The organism is Planosporangium flavigriseum, from assembly GCF_011947225.1.
Taxonomy (GTDB): domain Bacteria; phylum Actinomycetota; class Actinomycetes; order Mycobacteriales; family Micromonosporaceae; genus Planosporangium; species Planosporangium flavigriseum.
In genome coordinates, this window is record NZ_JAATVW010000031.1 from 15,116 (window position 1) to 29,781 (window position 14,666).

Genomic DNA, 14,666 nt, shown 5'->3' on the forward strand with positions numbered 1-14,666 from the left:
GGCTGGCGTGGGCCGGGTAGCGCGAAGCAAGGCAGATCGCGGCGGCGCCGGGCGTCCCCCGTTATGGGCACGGGTGGCGATCGGCGCCGGCGCGCTGCTGATGGTGCTCAGCGGCGGTTCGCTCGTCGCCGGCAAGCTCCTGCTGGTCCACTACGCCGACGACCTCACCCACGCCGGCGGCCTCGGCAACGCGGCCGCGACCGGCAACGCCATCCACGGCCCGATCAATCTCCTGCTGGTCGGCATCGACGAAGGCTCCGGCCGGACCGACGTTCCTCGGGCCGACTCCATCATCGTCGCCCACGTTCCCGTCACCCACGACGCGGTCTATCTCGCATCCATCCCCCGCGACAGCCGGGTCACCATTCCCGCGCACAGGGAGACCGGATACCCGGGCGGCACCGACAAGATCAATGCCGCGTTCCAGGCCGGGTACCAGAACGGCGGCGGCCGCGACGGCGGCCTCGCCCTGCTCGCCGAGACCATCAGCGACCTCTCCGGGGGGAGCCTGAAGTTCAACGGCGCGGCGATCGTCAACTTCGACGGATTCAAGGACCTGGTCAACGCGATCGGCGGGGTACGCATGTACGTCGACGAGAAGGTGACCTCGATCCATATCGGCACCAACGTGAAGACCGGCGAGGTCGGGGTGCCGTACACCATCAACCCCGACGGCAGGCCCGGCGGCCTCAAGCCGAACATGCGTCCGCAGGTGTACGAGGTCGGCTGGCACGACTTCAGTGACTGGCAGGCGCTCGACTACGTACGCCAGCGCGACCTGCTCGCCAACGGCGACTCCGACTACGGCCGGCAACGCCACCAGCAGCAGTTCCTGAAAGCGGTGCTGCACAAGACGACCAGCACCGGGGTCATCACCAACCCGGTCAAGGTCAACAAGGTGCTGAAGTCGGTGGGCAAGGCGGTCACGTTCTACAACAACAACGTCAGCGTCACCGACTGGATCTTCACACTGAAGGACGTCAAGCCGGAGAACCTGATGATGATCAAAACCAACGGCGGCGCCTTCAACCCGGTCACGATCGACGGCGTCGCGTACGAGACCCTGACACCGGACAGCCTGCAACTCCTCAAGGACATGGCGGCCGACACCATGGAGGAGTTCGTCAGTACCCACCCGACCTGGATCAGCACGGACACCGCCACCGGCTAGAACAGGTCTCCCTGCTCCTCGGCGCGAGCGTCAACAGCCGTGTGCTCCGGGGCCGGCCGGTGGCTTTCCGGCAGCCGTGAGTGCAGCCGTCCCCGCCCGGCAGGGCCCCGCCTCGACGTCACCTCGCAGGTCACCATCCTGACCGGCAGCGGCGGGGGCTCGAAGCCGCCGCTACCCCACCGCAGCCAGAGCGGGATCCGGCCGGCGTCGGCCTCGGCGAGGAGCTTGTCGACCGAGCGTTGCCGGTCCGAGCGGTCGACCTCGATCACGATCGGCGCCCCGACGGGCCGGGCACAGGCCACGTCGAGGATCGAATGACGGTGCTCGTACGGGGCGGGAAGCGGCATGACGCTGGGTGCCCTGCGGTACACCCGCCAGCCCTGCTCCGCTCCCCACGCCGCCACCGCCTCCACGAGCAGCGCCGTGACTTCGTCGACGTCCTGGTCGACGAAGGTCAGCTTGCTGATCCGGTCCGCGAGCGACGCGGCCACCTGCTCTGCGTCGGCGATGTCCACGTCCAAACGCTAGCGCCCGCCCCGGTGTCGCGCCGACCGCGAGGGGGATGATGGCTGCAGCGCCGGTGCCGGATCGCTGGCCCGTGGAGGGAGTCGCCATGGCGAGCCATGAACGTCTGACCCTGCGCAACGTGTACCTGTATCTGGTCTGTCTGATCACGCTGGTGATCTCGATCTTCGCCGCGGTGAGCCTGGTCCGCAACGCGGTCGAACTGCTCTATCCGGCCCCGGCGTACTACGGCGCGCAAGTGCCCGGCAAGGACTCCGGGGTCAGCCGCGCGGAACAGGAGCGCCAGCAGCGGGTGGCGCTCGACGCCCAGCGGCGGGATGCCGTGCTCGGCCTGGTCGGCTCCGGCACGCTGCTGCTCATCTCCGGCCCCCTGTACGCCTACCACTGGCGCCGGGTACAGGCCGAGCGAAGCTCCCCTGAGTAGGCGGGAATGGCTCATGTGCCGGTAGCATCCGTATCGACCGGAAGCTATGTCAGGCATCGGGAACGCAGTGGACGTACGGCAGGTCTCCTACTTCCTCGCGGTGGTCGAGCACGGCGGGTTCAGCCGGGCCGCCTCCGCGCTCGACGTCGCCCAGCCGACCCTGTCGCAGTCGGTGCGCGCGCTCGAGCGCGAACTCGGCACCGAACTGTTCCACCGGGTCTCCCACGGGGTGGTGCTCTCCGCAGCGGGCAAGGCGTTCGTCGGGCCGGCCCGCCAGATGCTGCGCAGCATCGCGGCCGTCCGGCACTCGGTGGACTCGCGTGGCGAGTGCGCTGAACTGACCCTCGACCTGGTCACCGTGCCCGTCCTCGCGGTGCACCCGGGCGCGTCGCTGGTCGGCTCGTTCCGGCGGGCGAACCCCCACATCTTCGTACGCATCGACGAGCCGGACGTCGATGACGGTCTGCACGTCCTCATCCGCGACGGGCACAGCGAGCTGGGCCTGAGCCACCTACCGCTACCGCGCCTCGGACTCGACGTCGTCGAACTTGGCGTACAGGAGCTGTGGCTGGCGTTCCCGCCCGGCACCGACGTCGGTACGGACGGGCCGGCGCCGTTGACCCGGCTGCACGGCGCCGACATCATCGGCGTACCCCGCGGCAGCTGGCAGCGCGACCTCGTCGAGCGGGCCCTGCGCGACCACGGCATCCGGACCCGCCTGGTGGTCGAGGCGGGTCCCCGCGAAGCGGTCGTGCCACTTGTCCTGGGCGGCGCGGGCGCGGCCTTCGTGCCCCGCGAGACCGCCCGGGCCGCCGCCGGGCGCGGCGCCGTCGTACGGCCGACCGATCCGCCGCTGCGGCAGGCGTACGGGCTGGTCCACCGGCCCGGTCCACTGTCGACGGCCGCCGGCGCGTTCGTCGCGCACGCCCGCACCCGGTGCGCGACCGGGTAGGGCCGCCGGTGGACCTGCGTCAGCTCGAGTACTTCCTCGCGGTGGTCGACCACGGCGGGGTCACCCGCGCGGCCAGGGCCATCTGCATCGCCCAGCCGTCCCTGTCGCAGGCTATCCGGGCCCTGGAGCGCGACCTCGGCCTGGCGCTGTTCCACCGCACCGGGCGCGGTCTGGTCCTCACCCACGCCGGAACGGCGCTGGCCGCCGCGGCCCGGCAGGTCGTCTCGGACGCCGCCGCCGCCCGGACCGCCGTCGCCGCGGTGGCGGCCCTGCGGACGGGCCGGCTGGACATCGCCGCGCACGCCGCACTGGCGGTAGACCCCCTCACGCCGGCCATCGCCACGCTGCGGGGGCGCTTCCCCGGCATCTCGGTGCGCCTGCTGGAACCCCGCGACGACGAGGAGCTGGCCCGGCTGGTCCGGGAGGGCAGCTGCGAGCTGGCCCTGACCTACCTGCCGCTCCCGAACCTCGGGCTGCCTGTGCGGGAGTTGGGCGAACAGGAGGTGTGCGCCGTTCTGCCGCCGGGCACGCCCGCCCCCGACGGACCGCTGCCGCTGCGGATGCTGCACGACGCACCGGTGATCGGCATCCAGGGTCACAGCGCGCTGCGCGCCACGGTACTGGCGGCGCTGGCCGAGGCCGGCGTGCGGATGCGCCGCGCGACGGTGACCCGGCACCGGGAGGCCGTCGTACCGATGGTCCTCGCCGGCGCCGGCGCCGCGTTCCTGACCCGGTGGTACGCCGACGAGGCGGCCCGTGGCGGCGCGGTCGTACGCGCCCTGGACCCACCGGTGGTCTGCCGGTTCGCGCTGGTCCACCGGCCGGGTGCGCTGTCGCCCGCCAGCCGGGCGCTGCTGAAACTGCTGCATCAGCGCACCTGATCCATAGCTTCGGCCTATGGGGTGGGTGACGCCTCGTCTTTGATTTCGCCTTCCGGCCGGTTTTCGATCAGGTGACCATCGATCTCGGAAGGACGCCGATGCTGGAGATCCGGCAGCTCTCGGTGCGCTACGGCCGAGCCGTGCAGGCCCTGCGCGGGGTGTCGCTGGCGGTGCCCGCGGGCGGCGTCGTCGCGGTGCTCGGCAGCAACGGCGCCGGCAAGACGACGTTGCTGCGCGCCGTGTCCGGCACGCTGCCGCTGCACCGCGGGAGTATCGACGCCGGAGACGTCACCTTCGACGGCGCGCGGCTGGCGCGGCGCGACCCGGCAGACATCGTCGCGGCCGGCGTGGTCGGAGTGCCGGAGGGCCGCCGGGTGTTCGGCCGGCTCACGGTGGACGAGAACCTGCGGGCCGGCGCCATCGGAGCGCGGGACCGCCGGTCCCGCACGGCCGCGCGGGAGCGGGTGTACGCGACGTTCCCGCGCCTGGCCGAGCGGCGCGACCAGCGCGCCCGGCTACTCTCCGGCGGGGAGCAGCAGATGCTCGCCATCGCCCGTGGCCTGATGGCCGGTCCCCGCCTGCTGCTGCTCGACGAACCGTCGCTGGGGCTGGCCCCCCGGGTGGTGACGCAGGTGGCCGACGTCGTACGGCAGATCAGCGCACAGGGGACGTCCGTGCTGCTGGTCGAGCAGAACGCGGCCATGGCGCTGGCGGTGTCGGACCACGCGTACGTCCTGGCGCTGGGGCGGGTCGCGCTGGAGCGCCCGTCGGCGGAGCTTGCCGGCTCGGCGGAGATGCGCCGGGTGTACCTCGGCGAGGCAGCCTGGAACGAGCACGAGGCGACCCCGACCGAGCGCGAGGCGTCCGGGACCGAGCGGCGGCCGGCATGAGCACGCTTCGGGTAGACGAGGTATCGGTACGGTTCGGCGCGCTCGTCGCCCTCGATGCCGTCTCCTTCACTGTGGAGCCGGGCACGGTCCACGCCGTCATCGGACCGAACGGCGCCGGTAAATCGACCTGCCTGAACGTGCTGTCCGGGGTGTACCGGCCGGACGCCGGCAGGGTGTACCTGGACGACCGGGAGCTGACCCGGTTACGACCGCACCACATCGCCCGCCTCGGCATCGCGCGTACGTTCCAGAATATCGAGGTGTCCGGCGCCGAGACGGTCGAGGACAACCTGATGCTGGGCCGCCACCACCTGATGCGCCCGCGCCTGGCCGCCACCGCGTTCGGGCTGCCGTCCGTGGCCCGGGAGGAGCGGCGCCACCGGACCCGCGTACGGGAGATCGCCGATTTCCTGGGCCTGTCAGCGGCGCTGGACCGGCCGGCGGCGTTGCTTCCGTACGGGCTGCGCAAGCGCCTGGAGCTGGCGCGGGCGCTCGCGATGGAGCCCCGGCTGCTGCTCCTGGACGAGCCGGTAGCCGGCATGGACGGGGCCGAGACGGCGGAGATGGCCGACGTCATCCTCAGGGTCCGCACCGAGTTGGGCGTCACGGTGGTGCTGGTCGAGCACGACATGGGGATGGTCACGCGCATCGCGGACCGGGTCACGGTGCTCGACTTCGGCCGGCGGATCTTCGACGGCTCACCGGCGGCCATGGCGGCCGATCCCGCGGTGGTGGAGGCGTATCTGGGCGGGGCACCCTCGTCCACTAAGGAGCCGGCGTGAGCAACCTCGTCGAGTTGGTGATCAACGGCCTGTCGTTGGGCTCGATCTACGCGCTGATCGCCCTCGGTTTCGTGGTGATCTTCAAGGCGACCGAGGTGGTGAACTTCGCCCACGGATCGATGCTGATGCTCGGCGCGTACGTCATCGCGGCCACGCACGGCCGGATCGGCTTTCCCGCCGCCGTCGCCGCGGGCCTGGCCACCGCGGCAACGGTCGGCCTGCTGATCGACCGCCTGCTGGTGAGCCGGCTGCGCCGGCGCAGCCACACCGCGCTCGCGATCGTCACGATCGGCGTCGACATCGTCCTCGGCGCCGAACTGGCCCGTCGGGTCGGCACCGAGGTGCTGAACATGGGTGACCCGTGGCTCGACCACACCTGGCGGGTCGCCGGGTTCACGTTCCCGGTGTCCAGGCTGGCGGCGATCGCGGTGGCCCTGGTCCTGATCGTCGCGTTCGCCGCGCTCGTGCGCTACACCGACTGGGGCGTGGCGATGCGGGCGGCGGCCGAGGACGCCGAGGCCGCCTCGCTGATGGGTATCCGGCTGGGCCGGGTGAGCATGGTGGCCTGGGTGGTGGCGGGCGTCCTGGCGGCCGTGGCCGGGCTGTTCCTGGCGACCTTCCCCAGCCCGGGACTGAGCGCGACGGCGAGCACGACGGCGCTGCGGGCGTTCCCGGCGGTCGTCGTCGGCGGGATGGACTCGCTGAGCGGCGCGGTCGTCGGCGGGCTCGTCATCGGGCTCGCCGAGACACTTGCCGCCGGGTACTCCGAGCAGCTGCTGTTCCTCGGCCGCGGGCTCGGCGACGTCGCGCCGTACGCCGTCATGATCGCGGTACTGCTGTGGCGACCGACCGGACTGTTCGGCACGAGGGAGCTCAGTCGTGTCTGACCGCCTGAACCGGCTGATGCCGAAGGCCGGCTGGGTGGCCGCGGTCATCGTCCTGCTCGCGCTGCCGCTGTACGTCGACGGATTCTGGCTGTCCGCAGGCCTGGTCGCCATGGCGGCCGCCGTGGGCGCGGTGGGGTTGACGCTGCTGGTGGGTGCGGCCGGGCAACTGTCCTTCGCCCATGCGTTCTTCCTTGCCGTCGGCGCCTACGGGTACGCCTGCTTCAGCGGGGAGCCCGGCGCCGCGACGCTCGGACTCGGCCTGCCACCGGCGCTCGGCGCGGCCCTCGCGATCGCCGTGACCGGCGCGCTCGGACTGGCGTTCAGCCCGGTGGCCAGCCGCCTGCGCGGCATCTACCTCGGCGTCGCGAGCCTGTCGCTGGTCTTCGTCGGCCAGCACCTGCTGCACAACCTCACCGGCGTGACCGGCGGGTTCAACGGCCGGGACACCCCGATGTTCACCCTCGCCGGATTCGACGTCACCGGTTCCGAACCGCCGGTGACCGTCGCCGGAGTGCCGTTCGGCGCCACCGAACGGCTGTGGTACCTGGGTCTCGTCGCCCTCGCAGGCGCCGGTGTCATCGCCCGCAACCTGCTGCGCGGGCGCACCGGGCGGGCGCTTCGCATGGTCCGCGACAGCGAGGTCGCGGCCGCCGTGCTCGGCGTGGACGTACGCCGGAGCAAGGCGACGGCCTTCGTCGTCTCCTCGATGTTCGCCGGCGCGGCGGGCGTCCTCAGCGCGCTCGCCCTCGACCGGGTCGTCCCCGACTACTTCGGCCTGCTGCTGTCGGTCGAGTTCCTCGCCATGATCGTCATCGGTGGGCTCGGGTCGGTCGGCGGGGCGGTGACCGGCGCCGCGTTCGTCACCCTGCTGCCGATCGTGCTGGCCCGGTACAGCGGCGTGCTGCCGCTGGTCGCCGACGCCGGCTCCGGCGGCGTCGACGCCGCCGTGCTGGCGCGTTTCTGCTACGGCGCCGCGGTCGTTCTCGTGATCCTCATCCAGCCCGACGGCCTGGCCGGGCTGGGCCGCCGCTTGCGTGCCCGGCTCGGTCCCGCTGTTCCCTCTCTCCAGGAGTCCACATGAGAAAAAACGCCTTACGCGTCGTCGCCGTCGCCGCGGTGGTAGCGCTCGTCGCCACCGGATGCAGCACCAAGGCCACCAGGTCCGGCGGCGCGACCGGCACGGACGGGGTCAGGACCGGCCCCGGCGTCACCGCCGACACCATCACCCTCGCCGCGCTCACCGACATGTCCGGGCCGTTCGCCCCCATCGGTAAGCAACTGGTCCAGGTCGGCGAACTGGTGCGCGCCGAGGTCAACAACTCCGGCGGGGTCTGCGGCCGCAAGCTCGAGTTCCAGGTGTCCGACCACGGGTACAACGTGCAGAAGGCCGTCACCCTGTACAAGTCGATGGAGCCGAACTCGCTCGCGTTCCTGCAGATTCTCGGTGCCCCGATCAACGCGGCGCTCGCGGAGTCGGTGACGCGGGACAAGGTACTGACGCTGCCCGCCACGTTCGCCCAGGCGCTGCTGGCCAACCCGTACGTGGTGCTACCCGGGGCCACCTACGACCTGGAACTGGTCAACGGCGTGGCGTACCTGGCCGAGCAGGGCAGACTCGCCAGAGGCGACGCGATCGGCCACATCTACCAGGAGGGCGAGTACGGCGCCAGCGCGCTCGCCGGCAGCAGGTACGCCGCCGAGAAGCTGGGGCTCAAGCTGGTGCAGCGGCAGGTGAAGGCCACCGAGGAGGACATGGCCAGCTACGTCACCTCGCTGAAGGCGGAGGGCGTCAAGGCTGTCCTGCTCACCACGTCGCCCAAGCAGACCGCGTCGGTCGCCGCCGTCGCCAAGTCGGTGGGCCTGGAGGTCCCCCTGGTCGGCAACAACCCGACGTTCACGCAGAGCCTGCTCGACACCCCGGCCGGCCCCGCCCTGCGCGCGAACTTCCTCTGGTCGAGCACGGTCGCACCCCTGTCGGCCGACCGGCCCGGGCCGAAGGCCGCGCTGGCCGCGTACACGAAGGCGTACCCGAACGAGAAGCCGAGCTACTCCGTCGGCTCGGGGTACGGCGCGGCGAAGGTGTTCGTCGAGATCGTCCGCAAGGCGTGCCAGAACAAGGATCTCACTCGCGACGGCATGGCGAAGGCGTTCCGTCAGCTCGGCCAGGTGGACACCGGCGGGGTCTTCCCGCCGCTGGACTTCAGCAAGCCCGGCAAGCCGTCGACGACGGCCAGCGGGATCGCCCAGCCCGATCCGGCCCTGCCCGGCGGGCTGAAGGAGGTACGCGCCCCGTTCGTATCCGACCTCGCCAAGGAGTACCCGGCTGGCGCGGACGCCAAATAGGACGGCACGCGGGTGCGGGGCGGCCGCCCTTCACCCGCGCCAGGTGACCAGAGCGTCCAGCGCTTCGATCCGCGAGCCGCACACCAGCAGCGGGTTGATCTCCAGCGCCTCCAGCCGGTCCCCCAGCCCGTCCGCCAGGTCCCCCACCTTGACTATCACGTCGACGAGGGCGTCCAGGTCGGCCGGTTCGGCGCCGCGCGCGCCACGCAGCAGGTCGGCGCCGCGGAGCTCACCGAGCGCCCGCCGGACGTCGGCCCGGTCGACGGGCAGCAGTCGCAGGACGGAGTCACGTAGCGCCTCCACCCACACGCCACCGATCCCGATCGCGAGGACCGGGCCCCACGCCGGGTCCCGTACCACGCCGACCAGCAGTTCGACCCCGCCGGATCGGTGCGGCTGCACGAGAGTGCTGACCCCGGTGGCCCCGCGTGCTCGCAGCGCGGCGCAGACCTCCCGGTGGGCCCGGCGCACGTCGTCGGCGCCGGCGAGCGCGAGCCGGACACCACCGGCGTCGCTCTTGTGGGCCAGCCCGTCCGCGACGGCCTTGAGCACCACCGGGTAGCCGAACTTCGCCGCCGCCTCGACCGCGCTGTCCTCGTCTGGGGCGAGTTCCGCGGCCACGACCGGAACGCCGTTGTCCGCCAGGAAGGCGGCGGCCTGATGCTCCACCCAGGTGCCGGTGCTCGCGCCCCGGACGATCGGGGCCGGTGCATCGGGCCGCGCCGGGTCCCCGTCGGCCCGCACCGCCTGTGACCACCTGACCGCCGCGCCGATCGCGGACATGCCGTGCTCGATGCCGCCGACGACGTGCGGGTAGTTCGCCTGTCGCTGCACCGCGCGGCCGTACTCGGTGATGTCGGTCAGCACGTTGCCGACCACGACGACCGGCCGTGGTGCGGTGCGGATCCGCGCGGCGGTCGCCTCGTAGAGCGCCAGCATCGGGGCCGGATCCGCGGGCGGCTGGCGCGGCAGATCGGACAGCAGCAGTACCGCGTCGACGCCGGGGTCCTCGGCGACGACCTCCAGTGCCCGGGTGAGCAGGGTCCGGTCGACGACCACGTATCCGGTGACGTCGAGGGGGTTCTGCACGGTCGCGAACTCCGGCAGGATCGCGGTGAGCCTGGCGCAGGTCTCGGGCGTGAACGGCGGCAGGTCCAGCCCTTCATCCTCGGCCCGGTCCGCGATTATCTCCGACGCCCCGCCGGACGGGGTGACCACGCCGAGTCGCCCGCCCGGTAACGGGCCGACCTCCCCGAGCAGCCCAGCGGTGATGATCAGGTCTTCCAGCGAGCGCACCCGGACGACACCGAGCTTCCGGAACACGGCGTCGACGACGTCGTCGTCGCCGACCAGCGCACCGGTGTGGGCCCGCGCGGTGGTCGAGGCGAGCTGGCTCGAACCGATCTTCAGCGCGACGACAGGCTTGCCGGCCGCGACTGCGCGCCGGACCACTCGGGCGAACTCGACCGGGCGCCGCACAGACTCCAGGAACAGCGCGATCGCCCGGGTCGCCGGGTCGTCGACGAAGTAGTCGACCACGTCGGTCACTGACACGAGGGTCTCGTTGCCCATCGACGTGAGCAGGCTGATGCCGATGTTGCGGGCCTGGGCGAACGCGAGGATCGAGCTGGCCAGCGCCCCGCTCTGCAACACGACACCCACCGGACCGGACAGCAGCGGCGCGGGGATGGGCAGCCCGTACGGCGTGACATTCGCCGCCGCGTTGATGTACCCGTTGCCGTTCGGTCCCAGTACCGTCAGGTCGTGGCAGCGGGCGAAGGCCGCCACCTCCTCCTCACGCTGGCGCCCCTGCTCGCCGGTCTCGCCGAAGCCCGCCGTGAGGATCACGTAGCTGCGGATGCCCACCCGCGCCCCCTCCTGCAGCACTGACAGCACGAGCGGGGTCGGCACCATGACGTACGCGAGGTCGACCGGGCCGGGGACGGCGGCGAGACTCGGATAGGCGCGTTGGCCGTGCACCACCTCGGTACGCGGGTTGACCAGGTACACCGGGCCCGCGAAGCCGTACTGGCGCAGGTTGTCGAAGGTGGAGAGCGACCAACCGGACTTGTCGGTGGCGCCGACCAGCGCGATGGACCGGGGGTTGAACAGGGCGTGCAGCGACCCGCTCATGCCTGCTCCGCCAGCCGGAAGCACGGCAGCGCCGGATTCTCGTCTCCGGCGCCGTCGCCGAGCCGGGTGATCTCCAACCGGACCCTGGCTCCGATGCGCACCTCGTCGGGCCGGGCGCCCACGATCCGGGTCAGCATCCGCACGCCCTCGTCCAGGTCGACCAGTGCCACGGTGAACGGGACCTGCGCCGCGAACTCGCCGAAGGCGCGATGGACGACCGTGTAAGCGTGGACGGTTCCGGTGCCGGCGGCCCGAAACCAGCTCAGCGTGCCTGTGAAGCAGTGCGGGCAGACCGCACGCGGGTAGAACACCGCCGTGCCGCAGGTGTCGCAGCGCTGGAGGTGCAGTTCACCGGCGGCGATCGCCGCCCAGAACGGCCGGGTCTCCGCGTCGGGGACAATGTGGACCACGGTTGTCAGCCCCTTCCCAGCACCACGGTGGCGGTCGACGACAGCACCCCGCCGGTGCCGTGCACGAGGGCGAGATCGGCGTCGGGGACCTGGCGGCGAGGGTCGGTGTAGTCGTGACGCAGCTGCCGGGTCGCCTCGATCAGGAGGAAGATCCCGTACATGCCGGGATGGGTGTAGGACAGCCCGCCGCCGTTGGTGTTCATCGGGAGCGAGCCGCCCGGAGCGGTACGGCCGCCGCTGACGAACTCCCCGCCCTCCCCCGGTTTGCAGAAGCCGAGCGACTCCAGCGTCAGCAGCACGGTGATGGTGAAGGAGTCGTAAATTTCCAGCAGGTCGATGTTGTCGCGCGTGACGCCGGCCATCGCCAGCGCCGCCGACCCCGACTGGGCCGCGCCGGTCACAGTGAGGTCGGGCATGTTGGCGATCGTGTGGTGGGTGGTGGTCTCACCGTAGCCGAGTACCACCACCGGGCGGGTCGCCACGTCGGTCCAGCGGTCCTCCGCCGCGACCACCACCGCGCCGCCGCCGTCGGTCACCAGGCAGCAGTCCAGTTTGTGCAGCGGCTCACAGATCATCGGTGAGGCCAGCACGTCGTCGACGGTGAGCGGGTTCCGGTGGTAGGCGTCCGGGTTGAGCCGGGCCCACTCCCTGGCGCTCACCGCGACCTCCGCGAGCTGCTCGCCGCGCACGCCGTACTGGTGCAGGTACCGGTTGGCGGCGAGGGCGTAAGCACCCACCGGGAGCGGCAGCCCGAACGGCCGTTCGAACTGTTCGCCCAAGGTCGCCGGGCGGGGCGCGTTGCGTGACCGGTCACTGCGCTGGGTGCTGCCGTACGCGATGAGCGCGACGTCGATCAGCCCGGCTTCGATCGCCGCCGCCGCGTGCCCGAGATGCGCCTCGAACGACGAGCCGCCGATGTTCGTGCCGTCCAGGTAGCGCGGCTGCAGGCCCAGGTACTCGGCCAGGGCGAGGGCCGGCGCCCACGACCAGTTGCCCGCGACGAACAGCGCGTCGACGTCGGCGCGGCGCAGGCCGGCCTCGGCGAGCGCCGCCCGGCTCGCGATGGCCTGCTGGGACAGCACGGTGAGGTGTGGTGTCTCGCCGACGGCGGACTCGGCCACGCCGACGATGGCCGCTCGGCGCCGCGCGTTCATTCGCCGCGCGCTCATTCGCCGCGCGCTCATTCGGCGATCCCGCCGAGCCGGGCGTGGCCCTTGAGCAGGTTGCGGGCGATGGTGCGGCGCTGGATCTCGTCGGTGCCCTCGAAGATGCGCAGCAGCCGCAGCTCTCGGTACCAGCGCTCGATCGGCAGCTCCTTGGTGTACCCCATGCCGCCGTGGATCTGCAGGACCCGGTCGGCCACGTGGTTGGCCATCACCGCGCCGTGCAGCTTGGCGATCGACGACGCGTGCCGGGCGTCCAGGCCCTGCTGTACCCGCCACGCGGCGTACAGGGTGAGCCACTTACTAGACTCGATCTCCACCTGCGAGTCGGCGATCTGCCACTGGATCGCCTGGTAGTCAGCGATCGGTCGCCCCATCGACTGGCGAATCTTGGCATAGTCGATGGCCATCTGCAGCATCCGTTCGCCCGCGCCGATGGCGCGCGCCGGGATCAGGTAGCGCCCTTGGCCGATCCAGCGCATGGCCAGGGGGAAGCCGTTGCCGACCGCGCCGAGCACGTTGGCGGCCGGCACCCGGACGTCGTCGAAGACCAGCGACGCCGGGCCCCACTGGCCCATCGTCGGGATCGGCTCGGACGCCCACCCCATATCGCGGTCGACCAGGAAGCAGGTCACGCCGCCGTCAGCACCCTTGGCCGGGTCGGTGACGGCGAAGACCATCACGAAATCGGCCTCGTTGCCACCGGTGATGAAGGTCTTCTCGCCGTTGATGACCCAGTCGCCACCGTCGCGGACGGCGCGGGTGCGGATGTTGCGCGCGTCTGATCCCGCGCCCGGCTCGGTGATGGCGAAACATGAGCGCCGTTCACCCTCGATGGTGGGGATCAGGTAGCGCTGCTTCTGCTCGTCGTTGCACTCGTACAGGATGTTGTCGGCGCTGCCACCGAAGCTGAACGGGACGAAGGTGCGCCCGGTCTCCATGACCAGGATCGCCGACATGATCGGACCGAGGTTCATCCCGCCGTACTCCTCCGGGGTGTTGATCCCCCAGAACCCGGCCTTGCGCGCCTTGCGCCGTAGGTCGGTCAGCACGTCGGGCGCGATCGCCGGAGCGCCGGACCGCTCGTTGCGCAGCACCTCCGGCTCCAGCGGCAGCACTTCCTTCGCGATGAAGGACCGGACGGTGTCGCGGATCTGTCGTTCCTCGTCGCTGAGGGAGAAGTCGACCATCGGCGGACGTCCTTTCCAATCGGACGGCACGAACGCGGCCCCATGGCCGGAGATGGAGAGATTTCTAGAACTCCGCTCTAGGAATGCATCGAGACTGCTCCATCGACATCAATGTGTCAAGAGCGGCGACCCTCGCTACCGAATGCTCGATAATGGCGCGGAGCGACGGTCGCGCACGGTGGTGGCGCGCACGCGTCGCAGCCGCACCGACACCACGAGAAGGTCCAATGGCGCGCAAGACGACCGGCAAGTCGGGCATCAACGCCTGGCAGTGGAGCCGCACGGCCGAGACCCGCAGGACACTGCTCCAGGCTGCCCGCGAAGTGTTCGCCGACAAGGGTTTCGCCGAGGCCAGCGTGGCCGACGTGGTGGAGCGCGCGGGCTCCAGCGTCGGCAGCCTGTACCACCACTTCGGCGGCAAGACAGAACTCTTCCTCGCCCTGTGGGAGGACCACCAGGCCACCCACGAGCAGAGCGCGGCCAGCGCCGTAGCCAAGGCCCGCGCCGGCGGCGAGGAGGATCCGCTGAACCTCTTCATCGCCGGAGCCAGGGCCTTCCTGGAGGGCTCCTGGCAGCGTCGCGACCTGGCGCGGCTGTTCATGGACGGCGACGGGCCACCCGGTTTCGAACTGATCCGCCGGACCAGGGGCCGCGAGTGGGTACGGCAGAACGCGGTCCTGCTCGGCGCGGGCGCCGACCCGGTCGACCGGGTCACCGTCGCCGTGCTCACGACGGTCATCGGCGAGGCCGGGCGCGAGATCGCCACCTGCTCGACCAAGCGGGAGGCGAACACGATAACCGAGGCGGCGATCCGGCTGATCCGGCAACTCGACCCGCTGCGCCCGATCGACGATTGACAATCCTTCCCGCCCTAAAGGACGGGGATTCCCTGGGTCACCCCAGGGGGTTCCTGCT

Annotated in this window: 15 protein-coding genes; 10 read left to right on the plus strand and 5 right to left on the minus strand. The window is 71.5% G+C overall.

Annotated features, from left to right (window positions below; translation table 11 throughout):
* Nucleotides 1-7 precede the first annotated feature (7 nt).
* A complete protein-coding gene (locus HC028_RS25610; RefSeq protein WP_168080002.1) occupies nucleotides 8-1,171 on the plus strand; it encodes an LCP family protein in 1,164 nt (387 codons plus the stop codon).
* Here HC028_RS25610 and HC028_RS25615 read toward each other — a convergent pair.
* Nucleotides 1,168-1,686 carry a hypothetical protein gene (locus HC028_RS25615; RefSeq protein WP_239075710.1) on the minus strand — a complete coding sequence of 173 codons (519 nt, stop codon included), beginning with the start codon at nucleotides 1,684-1,686 and terminating at the stop codon, nucleotides 1,168-1,170. The genes HC028_RS25610 and HC028_RS25615 overlap by 4 nt on opposite strands.
* 98 nt (nucleotides 1,687-1,784) lie before the next feature.
* On the opposite strand from HC028_RS25615, the gene HC028_RS25620 reads away from it, so the two are divergent.
* The 8 genes from HC028_RS25620 to HC028_RS25655 all read left to right on the plus strand — a co-directional run bounded on the left by HC028_RS25620 (nucleotide 1,785) and on the right by HC028_RS25655 (nucleotide 8,855).
* Entirely contained in the window at nucleotides 1,785-2,120 is a 336-nt protein-coding gene (locus HC028_RS25620; protein ID WP_168080003.1) for a hypothetical protein, read from the plus strand.
* 46 nt (nucleotides 2,121-2,166) lie between these two features.
* On the plus strand, nucleotides 2,167-3,072 hold the full coding sequence (locus HC028_RS25625; RefSeq protein ID WP_168080004.1) for a LysR family transcriptional regulator: 906 nt from the start codon (nucleotides 2,167-2,169) through the stop codon (nucleotides 3,070-3,072).
* The gene (locus HC028_RS25630) at nucleotides 3,057-3,953 is read left to right on the plus strand and encodes a LysR family transcriptional regulator (protein WP_203981576.1); all 897 of its coding nucleotides are present in this window, start codon (nucleotides 3,057-3,059) and stop codon (nucleotides 3,951-3,953) included. The genes HC028_RS25625 and HC028_RS25630 overlap by 16 nt, the downstream gene beginning before the upstream one ends.
* Nucleotides 3,954-4,024: 71 nt before the next feature.
* Nucleotides 4,025-4,843: an ABC transporter ATP-binding protein gene (locus HC028_RS25635; RefSeq protein WP_239075709.1), complete on the plus strand. Its 819-nt coding sequence runs from the start codon at nucleotides 4,025-4,027 to the stop codon at nucleotides 4,841-4,843.
* Nucleotides 4,840-5,625, plus strand: a complete 786-nt coding sequence (locus HC028_RS25640) for an ABC transporter ATP-binding protein (RefSeq protein ID WP_168080005.1) — start codon at nucleotides 4,840-4,842, stop codon at nucleotides 5,623-5,625. Before HC028_RS25635 ends, HC028_RS25640 begins: the two co-directional genes overlap by 4 nt.
* Nucleotides 5,622-6,512, plus strand: a complete 891-nt coding sequence (locus tag HC028_RS25645; RefSeq protein ID WP_168080006.1) for a branched-chain amino acid ABC transporter permease — start codon at nucleotides 5,622-5,624, stop codon at nucleotides 6,510-6,512. Before HC028_RS25640 ends, HC028_RS25645 begins: the two co-directional genes overlap by 4 nt.
* Entirely contained in the window at nucleotides 6,505-7,593 is a 1,089-nt protein-coding gene (locus tag HC028_RS25650) for a branched-chain amino acid ABC transporter permease (RefSeq protein WP_203981575.1), read from the plus strand. Before HC028_RS25645 ends, HC028_RS25650 begins: the two co-directional genes overlap by 8 nt.
* A complete protein-coding gene (locus HC028_RS25655; protein ID WP_168080007.1) occupies nucleotides 7,590-8,855 on the plus strand; it encodes an ABC transporter substrate-binding protein in 1,266 nt (421 codons plus the stop codon). Before HC028_RS25650 ends, HC028_RS25655 begins: the two co-directional genes overlap by 4 nt.
* Before the next feature lie 30 nt (nucleotides 8,856-8,885).
* Here the strand turns inward: HC028_RS25655 and HC028_RS25660 are convergent, their stop codons facing one another.
* Genes HC028_RS25660 through HC028_RS25675 form a run of 4 tightly spaced genes read right to left on the minus strand, consistent with a single transcriptional unit; the run spans nucleotide 8,886 to nucleotide 13,751 of the window.
* Nucleotides 8,886-10,988 (minus strand): acetate--CoA ligase family protein, encoded by a 2,103-nt coding sequence (locus HC028_RS25660; protein WP_168080008.1) that lies wholly within the window; start codon nucleotides 10,986-10,988, stop codon nucleotides 8,886-8,888.
* Nucleotides 10,985-11,398: a Zn-ribbon domain-containing OB-fold protein gene (locus HC028_RS25665; protein WP_168080009.1), complete on the minus strand. Its 414-nt coding sequence runs from the start codon at nucleotides 11,396-11,398 to the stop codon at nucleotides 10,985-10,987. The genes HC028_RS25660 and HC028_RS25665 overlap by 4 nt, the downstream gene beginning before the upstream one ends.
* Before the next feature lie 5 nt (nucleotides 11,399-11,403).
* Nucleotides 11,404-12,567, minus strand: a complete 1,164-nt coding sequence (locus HC028_RS25670) for an acetyl-CoA acetyltransferase (protein ID WP_239075708.1) — start codon at nucleotides 12,565-12,567, stop codon at nucleotides 11,404-11,406.
* Nucleotides 12,568-12,578: 11 nt separating this feature from the next.
* Nucleotides 12,579-13,751, minus strand: coding sequence for an acyl-CoA dehydrogenase family protein (locus HC028_RS25675; RefSeq protein ID WP_168080010.1), 1,173 nt, complete (start codon nucleotides 13,749-13,751; stop codon nucleotides 12,579-12,581).
* 227 nt (nucleotides 13,752-13,978) lie between these two features.
* Between HC028_RS25675 and HC028_RS25680 the strand changes: the two genes are divergently transcribed.
* On the plus strand, nucleotides 13,979-14,608 hold the full coding sequence (locus tag HC028_RS25680) for a TetR/AcrR family transcriptional regulator (RefSeq protein WP_168080011.1): 630 nt from the start codon (nucleotides 13,979-13,981) through the stop codon (nucleotides 14,606-14,608).
* Nucleotides 14,609-14,666 lie beyond the last annotated feature (58 nt).

What these genes read in the sequence shown, in the direction of transcription:
- HC028_RS25620 (WP_168080003.1), top strand. Translation starts at nt 1,785, where the DNA reads ATGGCGAGCCATGAACGTCTGACCCTGCGCAACGTGTACCTGTATCTG.
- HC028_RS25625 (WP_168080004.1), top strand. Translation starts at nt 2,167, where the DNA reads ATGTCAGGCATCGGGAACGCAGTGGACGTACGGCAGGTCTCCTACTTC.
- HC028_RS25640 (WP_168080005.1), top strand. Translation starts at nt 4,840, where the DNA reads ATGAGCACGCTTCGGGTAGACGAGGTATCGGTACGGTTCGGCGCGCTC.
- HC028_RS25655 (WP_168080007.1), top strand. Translation starts at nt 7,590, where the DNA reads ATGAGAAAAAACGCCTTACGCGTCGTCGCCGTCGCCGCGGTGGTAGCG.
- HC028_RS25660 (WP_168080008.1), bottom strand. Translation starts at nt 10,988, where the DNA reads ATGAGCGGGTCGCTGCACGCCCTGTTCAACCCCCGGTCCATCGCGCTG.
- HC028_RS25670 (WP_239075708.1), bottom strand. Translation starts at nt 12,567, where the DNA reads ATGAGCGCGCGGCGAATGAACGCGCGGCGCCGAGCGGCCATCGTCGGC.
- HC028_RS25675 (WP_168080010.1), bottom strand. Translation starts at nt 13,751, where the DNA reads ATGGTCGACTTCTCCCTCAGCGACGAGGAACGACAGATCCGCGACACC.
- HC028_RS25680 (WP_168080011.1), top strand. Translation starts at nt 13,979, where the DNA reads ATGGCGCGCAAGACGACCGGCAAGTCGGGCATCAACGCCTGGCAGTGG.